This is a genomic window from Zongyangia sp. (assembly GCF_965361945.1).
In genome coordinates this window covers 1-10,178 of sequence record NZ_CBDTOK010000104.1, presented here as the reverse complement: position 1 = coordinate 10,178, position 10,178 = coordinate 1, and the positions used below count along the sequence as shown (strand labels likewise).

At 52.3% G+C, this 10,178-nt stretch carries 11 protein-coding genes and 1 pseudogene; 3 read left to right on the top strand and 9 right to left on the bottom strand.

Annotated elements, in window-relative coordinates:
• Together ACZ25G_RS07045 and ACZ25G_RS07040 are read right to left on the bottom strand one after the other, a co-directional pair.
• Nucleotides 1–242 (bottom strand): annotated as a pseudogene (locus ACZ25G_RS07045) (hypothetical protein); the annotation flags it as partial.
• A gap of 95 nt (nucleotides 243–337) precedes the next feature.
• Nucleotides 338–703, bottom strand: coding sequence for an MmcQ/YjbR family DNA-binding protein (locus tag ACZ25G_RS07040; protein WP_463681980.1), 366 nt, complete (start codon nucleotides 701–703; stop codon nucleotides 338–340).
• Between the two features lie 290 nt (nucleotides 704–993).
• Between ACZ25G_RS07040 and ppk1 the strand changes: the two genes are divergently transcribed.
• A complete protein-coding gene (ppk1, locus tag ACZ25G_RS07035) occupies nucleotides 994–3,144 on the top strand; it encodes a polyphosphate kinase 1 (RefSeq protein WP_463681979.1) in 2,151 nt (716 codons plus the stop codon).
• 35 nt (nucleotides 3,145–3,179) lie between these two features.
• Here ppk1 and ACZ25G_RS07030 read toward each other — a convergent pair whose 3' ends face one another.
• Both ACZ25G_RS07030 and ACZ25G_RS07025 read right to left on the bottom strand, forming a co-directional pair.
• Nucleotides 3,180–3,545: a DUF1284 domain-containing protein gene (locus tag ACZ25G_RS07030; protein ID WP_463681978.1), complete on the bottom strand. Its 366-nt coding sequence runs from the start codon at nucleotides 3,543–3,545 to the stop codon at nucleotides 3,180–3,182.
• Nucleotides 3,539–4,069: a biotin transporter BioY gene (locus ACZ25G_RS07025; RefSeq protein ID WP_463681977.1), complete on the bottom strand. Its 531-nt coding sequence runs from the start codon at nucleotides 4,067–4,069 to the stop codon at nucleotides 3,539–3,541. Before ACZ25G_RS07025 ends, ACZ25G_RS07030 begins: the two co-directional genes overlap by 7 nt.
• Before the next feature lie 188 nt (nucleotides 4,070–4,257).
• Between ACZ25G_RS07025 and ACZ25G_RS07020 the strand changes: the two genes are divergently transcribed.
• Nucleotides 4,258–5,523: an ArsB/NhaD family transporter gene (locus tag ACZ25G_RS07020; RefSeq protein ID WP_463681976.1), complete on the top strand. Its 1,266-nt coding sequence runs from the start codon at nucleotides 4,258–4,260 to the stop codon at nucleotides 5,521–5,523.
• A gap of 72 nt (nucleotides 5,524–5,595) precedes the next feature.
• Here ACZ25G_RS07020 and ACZ25G_RS07015 read toward each other — a convergent pair whose 3' ends face one another.
• From ACZ25G_RS07015 to thpR, 5 genes are all read right to left on the bottom strand, one after another.
• On the bottom strand, nucleotides 5,596–6,324 hold the full coding sequence (locus tag ACZ25G_RS07015) for an NAD-dependent protein deacylase (RefSeq protein WP_463681975.1): 729 nt from the start codon (nucleotides 6,322–6,324) through the stop codon (nucleotides 5,596–5,598).
• Nucleotides 6,325–6,413: 89 nt separating this feature from the next.
• Nucleotides 6,414–6,881, bottom strand: a complete 468-nt coding sequence (locus ACZ25G_RS07010; RefSeq protein WP_463681974.1) for a GNAT family N-acetyltransferase — start codon at nucleotides 6,879–6,881, stop codon at nucleotides 6,414–6,416.
• Between the two features lie 5 nt (nucleotides 6,882–6,886).
• Complete coding sequence (locus ACZ25G_RS07005) at nucleotides 6,887–7,138, bottom strand: helix-hairpin-helix domain-containing protein (RefSeq protein ID WP_463681973.1); 252 nt, start codon at nucleotides 7,136–7,138, stop codon at nucleotides 6,887–6,889.
• A gap of 45 nt (nucleotides 7,139–7,183) precedes the next feature.
• Nucleotides 7,184–7,540: a Spx/MgsR family RNA polymerase-binding regulatory protein gene (locus ACZ25G_RS07000; protein WP_191509410.1), complete on the bottom strand. Its 357-nt coding sequence runs from the start codon at nucleotides 7,538–7,540 to the stop codon at nucleotides 7,184–7,186.
• 42 nt (nucleotides 7,541–7,582) lie between these two features.
• Nucleotides 7,583–8,113, bottom strand: a complete 531-nt coding sequence (gene thpR / locus ACZ25G_RS06995) for an RNA 2',3'-cyclic phosphodiesterase (RefSeq protein WP_463681972.1) — start codon at nucleotides 8,111–8,113, stop codon at nucleotides 7,583–7,585.
• Nucleotides 8,114–8,301: 188 nt separating this feature from the next.
• Between thpR and ACZ25G_RS06990 the strand changes: the two genes are divergently transcribed.
• On the top strand, nucleotides 8,302–10,178 hold a 1,877-nt coding region (locus ACZ25G_RS06990), incomplete at its 3' end, for a GTP-binding protein (RefSeq protein WP_463681971.1).

The window sequence follows — 10,178 nt, the reverse complement described above, 5'->3', positions numbered from 1 at the left end:
GTGGCCCAGACATTGACCACCGTCAACTTATGGCCGGCAAAAATCTCCTGGGTCACCTCTTTGCCGTCAATATCTACAGTCAAAATTTCCCCCAGGTCAATGGGCTGCGCCTCCGAGGCGTCCTGGGACGCCGGGGCGCTGGTGGAAACCCCGCTTTCCAAGCCGGCCTCCTCCGAGGCGCAGCCGGCGAACATCGCCAGCAAAAGGCTCAAGCAGAGTATGGCCGCAATCCATCTTTTCATTTTGACATTCTCCTTTCAGGGGAATCTTGTCTTTTAGAATCGGGGATATTATACTATAAAGGTGGAAGTTTTTGCAATCCCGCCGTGTGACTTTATCACATATTCTCCCTATGGCGGGACGCTTTGGACAGGGGCGGCCGGGTCAGATCAAAACTCATCCGGATCATGCGGAAAATCTCTTTCTCCGGAACGCTTCCGTCCAGGATCACCGAGTTCCAGTGGACTTTATTCATATGATAGGCGGGAATCACCGCGTCATACGCCCGGCGGAGAAAATCCGCCTCCATAGGCTCGCACTTGAGGTTGAGCCAGGTATGTCCCTCCCGCAGGAAAATCATGCAAAAAGATTTTCGATTTTCCCGATGGCGCATCACGGTCCACTCCCCGTCGTCAAAAGGATAATCCTCGTAGGCCCCAGGCAGCCCCAGACAGTAATTAATTGCTTCCCGCTTAGTTTTCACGGATTTTCCTCCTTGTCCTTTGATTATCCTTAGTATAACGCGCGGTGTTTTTTTGCTCAACCGTATTTTCCAAGTTATTTGCTACGGCTAGAAAGCCAATGATCTCTAATTTCTTGTGAGAACTGTCACAATTTTACATAGATTTACCGTAAATTTTACAATAGTTCGATTGCAAAACATATGTTACAATAAGTATAATAAATCAATCTGTAGGTAGCTGCAGCTGGCACCAGCTGCCTAGAATAATCGTTTCGTCTCATGGCCATTTAAAGCATAAGGAGTGTATTGTAATGGCAAAATCCCATGGTGACTTCAGCTACACCCAAGATCGGGAGCTTTCCTGGTTACGATTTAACGAACGTGTGCTGGAAGAATCCCGTGATCCAGAAGTTCCTCTCTACGAGAGGCTCAAATTTGTTTCCATCTTTACCAGCAACCTGGATGAATTTTTTATGATCCGGGTGGGGAGCCTGTTCGACATGGCCTTGCTCAAGGAGGAGCATGTGGACAACAAAACAGGGCTGACCCCAAAAGAGCAGCTGGCCAACATTTTTAAGGCCGTTCCACCCCTTTGCAAGCAGAAGGACAAATCCTTTTCCGAGATTGAGGAGCGTCTGCGCCAGCATGATATTTACAATCTCCATGTGAAAGAGCTGGAAAGTTCCGAAAAAAAATACATAGAAAAATATTTTAAAAACTATATTCTGCCCATCCTATCCCCCCAGGTGGTAGACAGCCACCATCCCTTCCCCCACCTGGAAAATAAGGCGCTGTACATCGCCGTCATGCTCAAGGATAAAGGCGGCTCCACCTACGGCATCATCCCCGTTCCCGCCTCTCTGCCCAAGGTGATCTTTCTGCCGGGCAGTAGCGTGCGTTATATTCTTACTGAGCAGGTCATTTTGGAGCATGCCTCCCAGGTTTTCGACATGTATGATATCGCGGATAAGGCGGTAATCTCCATTACCCGCAACGCTGACATCAGCCCCGAGGATGAAAGCTTTGAGATCGACGACGACTTCCGCCAGAGGATGCGTAAGGTGCTGAAAAAGAGAGCCCGCCTTGCCCCGGTGCGGATGGAGATTCAGGGGGATGTAGATACACCCCTGGCAGAATATTTCTGTGAACGGTTAGGCCTGCGCAAAGAGCAGGTATTCCGGTCCAAATCCCCCCTCAACATGGGCTATGTCTATTCCCTCCAGGATAAATTCCCCCAGACCACCCTCAACCGGATTACCTACCAGCCCTTTGAACCCCAGCCCTCCCGTTCCCTCAATCGGGCGGAGAGCGTCACCTCCCAGGTGCTGCGCCATGACGTGCTGCTGTTTTATCCCTATGAGCAGATGGATCCCTTCCTGCAGCTGATCCGGGAGTCGGCCAACGATCCCAATGTCCTGTCCATCAAGATCACCATCTACCGCTTGGCCAGCAAAGCCAAGCTCATTGAATACCTGGCCCAAGCGGCGGAAAACAACAAGGACGTCACCGTCCTCATGGAACTTCGGGCCCGCTTTGACGAGGAAAGCAACATCAACTGGTCCGAACGGCTGGAAGAAGCCGGCTGCCAGGTCATTTACGGCTTTGAAGGCTTTAAAGTCCATTCAAAAATTTGCTTAATTACCCGCCGGGACAAGGGAAATATCCAGTACATCACCCAGGTGGGTACCGGCAACTACAATGAAAAAACCGCCAAGCTTTATACCGACCTTTGTCTCATGACCGCCAATCAGGAAATCGGTACCGACGCCGCTGTCTTTTTCAAGAATATGGCCATTGCCAACCTGGACGGCAGCTACAACCGGCTTTTGGTGGCGCCTCACTCCCTGAAAAACGCCCTGCTCGATTGCATCGACGAGGAAATCGCCAAGGCAAAGGCGGGCCAGCCGGCCAAAATGATCCTAAAGATGAATTCCATCACCGAGCGCAAGCTCATCGATAAATTGGCTGAAGCTTCCCAGGCTGGCGTACAGATTCAGATGATTGTCCGCGGCATCTGCTGCATTGTTCCCCATGTCCCGGGGAAGACGGATAACATCGATATCATCAGCATTGTAGGGCGCTTTTTGGAGCATCCTAGGATTTATGTGTTTGGCGCCGGGGAGGATCCGAAGATTTACATCGGTTCCGCAGATATGATGACCCGCAACACCGACCGACGGGTGGAAATTGCCTGTCCCGTTTTAGACCCCAATATTAAAAAACGGGTGCTCAAAATTGTGGACATCATGCTCCGGGATAACGTCAAAGCCCGGGTCTTGCAAAGCGACGGCCGCTACCTCAAAAAAGAGCTGGCCCCTGGGGAGCCTCTGGTCAACTCTCAGGAGTATTTCATCGCTACCGCCCGGGAGATGGCAAAGAAACAACCTGCCCCCGAACCTGTCAAGAAAAAGAATCATGCATTGGGACGTTTCTTTCGGATGCTGGCAGACAAATTTGAATAGTCCTCAAAAAAGGAGGGAGCTTTGGCTCCCTCCTTTTATCTGCACAGCCGACTCCATTGACAGTCCCCACATACCTGGGCGCGCTTGCCTGGGATAATAATATGATCCTCTACCAGGCGGCAAAACTCTTTCCAGGAGATGACTGCACCGTCGTCAAGGCCGCAGAGATCCAGGCATATTCGATCGTATCTCCCCGGCTTTTCCCCGCTGCATTCCTTTCCATGGCAGTTGGGACAGCACTTACAAAGGACGTCGGCACCGGAATGGAGACGGATCTTTTGCTCCGGTTCCGACTGCAACCTGTGGATTACTTCCAGCATCCGATTGACAAATTCCGGACTGTAACCCTTCCCCTGAAAATAGCGGATACAAAGCCCGTGATGGGGCCGTAGCTCTACCATGCCAGCCTCTTTTTCAGGGCGGAAACAGTTATGACCGCCAGCGCAATTTTGGCCGCGTCTCCGGGCAGAAAGGGGATCACACAGGACAGGAGGGCTGCACCCAAACCGGCTGCCGTGGAATACATATACCAGGCAGTTCCCAGCGCATAGCACACCGCCAATCCAGCTACCATGGCGATGATGAGCTGCCACGCCTTCCTTCCCCATTTGGAAACGATCAGTCCGATAAGCCAGGCAGCCGCGATGTATCCTATAATATAGCCTCCCGTCGGCCCCACGATGATGGAGATTCCACCAGTGAACATGGCGAAAACGGGTACGCCTACAGCACCCAGGGCCACATAGACGATCATACTGACAGCACCCCAAACCGGGCCCATAAGGCCGCCGGCAATAAACACCGCCAGGGTGGCCAAATTGATGGGAACAGGTCCAATGGGGATGGCAATTTGGGACAAAATGGCCGTCAGCGCTGCAAACAAGGCGCAAAAGGTGATTTTCTGGGTGGAGGTTTTCATCTGCATGTTTATTGTCTCCTCAATTGTCAACTTTTTTATTTTTTTGGTCTACAATCAGGATACAAAAAACAGCCTACTTTGTCAAGAAAATTTTGATGTTAACAACAAAACTACTACAATTGTCGAATCATGATTGAAAATAAATGTTGATACGAATATAATAGGGTAAAAAAATGAGGAGAGTGGATGTTAAAATGGTTTATGCACTCATCCTGTTTGCCATCACCTATGTTTTGATGTTGGCATTCAGCAAATATCGTCCCTATATAGCGATTGCTTCTGCGGCTATCTTTATCATTACCGGCATGCTTCCACTGGATCAGATCGTCGGCGCTATTGATTTTAATGTGCTTTTGATGATCGCCGGCACCATGGGGCTTGTCCAGCTGTTTATCGACAGCAAGATGCCGGCACTTCTCGCTGACTTGGTAATGGAAAAGGTCCCCAACATTCAGATGGCAGCTGTTGCACTGGCGCTTTTTGCGGGCATTATTTCCGCCTTTGTCGACAACGTTGCCACCGTTCTTATGGTCGCCCCCATCGCATTGGAGATCTGCAAAAAGCTAGACACCAACCCTGTCCCCTTTATTATCGCCATCGCAGTGTCCTCCAATCTACAGGGCGCGGCAACCCTGGTGGGCGATACTACCGCCATTATGCTGGGCTCCTATGCCAATATGAGCTTTTTGGACTTCTTTGTTTACGAGGGCAAACCCGGTATCTTCTTCGCTGTAGAGCTGGGGGCCATTGTATCTGCTCTCATCCTGGCATGGCTGTTCCGAAAAGAAAAGAAACCTGTTCCCAAGGGGATGCCGAGAACCGTTGTCACCGATTATGTTCCCTCTATTCTACTGGTGGGGATGATTGTTTTACTCATCAGTGCCTCCTTCATTCCCAACAAACCAGATATCACCAACGGTCTTATCTGTGTTGGGCTCATGATCATCGGCATCCTTTATAGTTTTGCAAAAACCCACAATCGTGGCGCCCTAATCCATCCTATTAAAGCCATCGATTTTGAAACCATCGGATTGCTGTTTGGCCTGTTTTTGGTGATTGGCGGCATTACCCATATGGGCGTTATTGATGCGGCCGCAGAGCTTCTAGCAAAACTTGGCGGTGGTAATGTCTTTGTTATCTATACAGTTATTGTTTGGGCGTCTGTTCTGCTTTCCGCCTTTATCGATAATATTCCTTATGTAGCCACTATGCTTCCCGTTGTAACCGGTTTGGCTCAAGCTCTAGGTATCCCGCCGACACTCCTGTACTTCGGCCTTTTGTCCGGTGCCACCCTGGGCGGCAACTGTACCCCTATCGGAGCTTCCGCCAACATTGCCGGTATCGGCATCCTGCGTAAAAACGGTTACGAAGTTAAAACCAGAGATTTTATCCGCATCGGTATCCCCTTTACCTTGGCGGCGGTAATCCCCGCGTATATCTATTTCTGGGTACTCTATTAAATCATTGGGCGAAAATTTTAGAATGATCCGGGCAAAAAGGAGGCGCTTTTGGGAAAGCGCCTCCTTTTTATTTTATACTTTCGAACAGTTGATCCTGCCTAAGACCTCTCCAATTTTGCCGGAGATAAGCAGGTCAGCTTTGGCATCCATAGGGGTCGGCGATTTGTTGATGACGACCAGCCGGTTTCCTCGGTAGTAGCGCAGGAGCCCTGCCGCCGGGTATACCACCAAAGAGGTGCCGCCGATGATGAGCATGTCCCCATGGCTGATCATCTCTACCGACTGCTCCAGGGTATTCCCATCCAGGCTCTCCTCATAGAGCACTACGTCCGGTTTAATCATACCGCCGCAGGTACACCGTGGGATGCCGACAGCATCCCGGATATAAGCAGCATCATAAAACTTGCCGCACTTCATGCAGTAATTTCGGTGGACGCTGCCGTGCAGTTCCAATACCCGTTTGCTGCCCGCCGCCTGATGGAGTCCATCGATATTCTGGGTGATGACGCCCGCTAACTTACCGCACCGCTCCAATTCCGCCAGTTTTCGGTGGGCCGCGTTGGGTTGGGCGTTGAGGATCAGCATCTTCTCCTTGTAGAATTTATAAAATTCCTCAGGGTGGGCCACAAAAAAGCTATGGCTGATGATGGTTTCCGGGGGATAGTCATAGTTTTGGTGATACAGCCCATCCACACTGCGAAAGTCGGGAATGCCGCTTTCGGTGGATACGCCGGCGCCTCCAAAAAACACGATGTTTTCACTTCGGTCAATCATCTGCTGCAGCTGTTCTATCTTCTCCATGCCGGCACCTCATTCCCTATTTTTTGTCTTCATTATAGGTTTCGTTTTTGACCATGTCAATGGATCTTCCTTTGAAAAGAGCCGGGGAATCACCATTTCCCCGGCTCTTTTTTCAGGTAATACATATCCACGCACTGTTTTCCATCTTCGATAATAGGTTCAGGATAATGTTCCACAAAAAAGTTTTCCAATACATGATCAAAGTGAAAGCCACAGCTCTCGTAAAAAGCAAGGGGGCCTGTGCTAGTGTCCCCAGTTCCCACCCAGAGGGTATCCGCATCAGGGGGCAGACAGTTTTCTATCTCTTCGATGAGCAGGGTCCCGATTCCCCGACGCCAATAGCGAGGGGCTACCGCCATATTTTTAATCTCCCACTGGCCTGGCTCCTGAAGCGGCACAGCCACAATAACACCAGCAGGCTGACCGTCCCCGAAGGCTCCCAACATCAGCCCCCGATCCAGATACTTTTTGACCATCCCTTCGTCCGGATCCGCCAGCAGAAGCAGGGGCATCCACTCCTCTTTATTTTGGGTAATTTGTTTTATAGAAAGCTGCATAGCTATCAATCATCCTTCCAATTCCACCATTTGAGCTTTTCCGGGTCCGGATTTTCCGTCTCTGCATAATAGACCGCACAACGAAAGACATAAAGGGCGCAGCGGTCTACCCGGCCGCCTTCCTTCTTGCACCATCGGTCATAAAGCTCCTGGGGATCCCGCCCCCGGAGGTCTTCCACCCAGTGGATTCCCATGGCGCGGAAACTTTCTTCCATCTTTTTCCCCACACCGGGGATCTTTTGTAAATCCGTGGTCATCATTCTTCTCCTTTTTTGATAGGCCACCATAGGCGGAGACCAAATCTATCCTAGATGCTGCTCCCATTCCGCAGGACGAAATCCCACCAAAACGAAGTCGTCGCCCACTACGATGGGCCGCTTGACCAGCATTCCGTCGGTGGAGAGTAGCGCGTACTGCTCTTCCTCGCTCATCTGAGGAAGACGGTCCTTCAGCCCTAACTCCTTATATTTTAACCCGCTGGTATTAAAAAAGCGCTTGAGGGGCAGCCCGCTTTTTTCCCGCCAAGCCTTTATCTCCTCCGCTGTGGGGTTTTGCTCCACAATATGCCTATCCTCATAGGAGATTCCTCTTTCATCCAGCCATTTCTTTGCCTTTTGGCAGGTGCTGCATTTGGGATATTCCAGAAATAATACGCTCATCTGTTTTTTCCTTTCTCTTTTGTCCCTGGGCAGTGGGGAGTTTTAGCCCAATGCCTTGGCATAAAGCTCGGTATAGCTGACCCTGCCGCCGACAAATTCTGACTTCATCAGGCTGATCTTGTGCACCGGCATTTCTAACACAGGGATGCGTGATGCAAAAGCCGCCCGATCAAAGTCGGGCCGCAGCCGGATCCTCCGTCCCAAGGTCAGATGGGGTGTATACTCCTTTTCATCGATCCTAAATCCCCGCTCGGTCAGCGAAGCCCGCAGCTGGCGGTAGACATCGAGCAGCGTCGGGTCCTTCCGAACGCCTGTCCACCAAATGTCCCCATCGTTGCGGCGAAACCGTCCAATCCCTCCGATCATCAAGGAAAATGGCGGGGCTACTACAGAGTCCACCGCCGCTTTGACGGCGGAAAGCCGGGTGGTCTCTCCAATAAAAGCAAGGGTCAGATGCATGTTCTCCCGCCGGGTAAAACTGCCGGACAAGGAACTTTCCGCCAAAGCCTTCGCCATGGTGCATAACCTATCTTTAATGGCGCTTTCTAACGTAATGGCAATAAACAAGTGCATACATGTCCTCCTATCTGAGCCGCTGCAAAGGGTGAGAATCGCTGGATATTCATAGATTGCCTCGCCCCATGTCAGTGGTTCTATTCCTATTATAGTCGAATCAGGATAAAACCGCAAATACCTTGCGCCTGGTTTTCAAATGGGCTACAATAGAACCGTTTGAAAGGTTCGAGAAAGGGGAATGCTTCATGAAAAAGGCCATCGGTATCTTCGCCCATGTAGACGCGGGCAAAACCACCTTTTCCGAGCAGCTGCTCTACCATACCCACGCCATCCGCACCCTGGGCCGGGTGGATCATCAAAATGCCTTTTTGGACAGCCATCCCCTGGAGCGGGAGCGGGGCATCACCATCTTTTCCGGTATGGCTTCCTTTTCCCTGGAGGGAGAGGAATATATCCTGGTGGACACCCCTGGCCACGCCGATTTTTCCGCTGAGATGGAGCGGGTGCTGGGCGTCCTCGACTACGCTATCCTCATTGTCAGCTGTGCCGAAGGCATCCAGGCTCATACCGAAACCATCTGGCGACTGCTGAGAGCCAAGGGAATCCCCACCTTTCTTTTTCTCAACAAAATAGACCGCCCCGGCGCCGACCCTGTAGGGGTGCTGCAAAAATTGCAGGAAAAATTCTCCCCCTACGTCAAAAGCTTTGATGGGGAGTTCGATGGCGTCCGTTTTTCAGGGGAACTGTGCGAGGACATCGCCGCCCAGGACGACGACCTCCTAGCCCTTTATCTGGAGGGAGGCTATGACGAGAGGGCATGGCTCTCTGCCGCCCGCCAGCTCATTCAGGAGGAACGCCTTTTCCCCTGTTTTTCCGGATCGGCTCTGCAAGGGACGGGAATCGGCGAGATTTTATCTGCCCTGCATGCTCTCACCCAGGTAGAATTTGACCTAGATGCCCCCCTCTCCGGCCATATTTACCAAATCCGCCACGACGCCAAGGGCAATCGTCTGGCCTTTCTTCGGCTGCGCAGCGGCATATTGCGGGTCAAGGATGAAATCCTAGGGGAAAAGGTCAATGAAATCCGCCGGTATCAGGGGGCGAAATATGAAAGCGTCGACAGCGCCCAGGCCGGGGATATTGTAGCCGTCACCGGCTTACAGCATTCCCAGGCAGGTCAGGGCTTCGGCGGCAAAGAAGATCTTAGCCCCGGCCTCTGCGCTCCCCTTTTCTCCTCCCAAGTTCTCTTTCCCGCTACTGTCCCCGCCCCGGAAGCGGTGTCCATCTTCTCCCAACTGGCCGACGAAGATCCATCCCTTCACACCCAATGGAACCCGAAGCTGGGGGAGCTGCGGATCCAGGTCATGGGAAAGGTGCAGCTGGAAGTGCTTAAATCCCTGGCCGCCCAGCGCTATGGGCTAAAGGTGGAATTTGGCCCCGGGCAAATTTTATATAAAGAGACCATCGCCGCTCCCGTCATGGGTTATGGACACTTTGAGCCATTGCGGCATTACGCGGAGGTTCATCTGCGCCTCTCTCCGGGAAAGCCGGGCAGCGGCATCACCTTTGAGAGCCGGTGTTCCACCGATGTGCTGGATCAAAACTGGCAGCGGCTGATCCGCACCCATGTGCTGGAAAAGGAGCATCTGGGAGTGCTCACCGGCGCCCCGCTGACCGATGTGGTTATCACCCTTGTCACAGGGCGGGCCCATCTTAAGCACACCGAGGGAGGCGACTTCCGGGAGGCCACCTACCGGGCCATCCGCCAAGGGCTGATGAGCGGGGAAAGTGTGCTGCTGGAACCCATCCTCTCCTTTGTGATCGAGGTGGACAGCGGAGACCTGGGACGGGTCCTGTTTGACATTCAACGGATGCAGGGGGAGGCCGAGCCTCCCCAGTCTGTAGGGGAGCGGATGGAGGTCCGTGGGCGGGCGCCCGCCGCCTGCATGGCGGACTATCCCCAGACTCTCATCTCCGCCACCCGCGGCACCGGACGGATCAGCCTCCGGTTTGAGGGGTATGCTCCCTGTCACAATGCCCAAGAGGTCATCGAAGCCAAGGGCTATGACCCGGAGCGGGATGTGGAGAACACACCCGATTCCGTCTTCTGCTCCCATGGGGC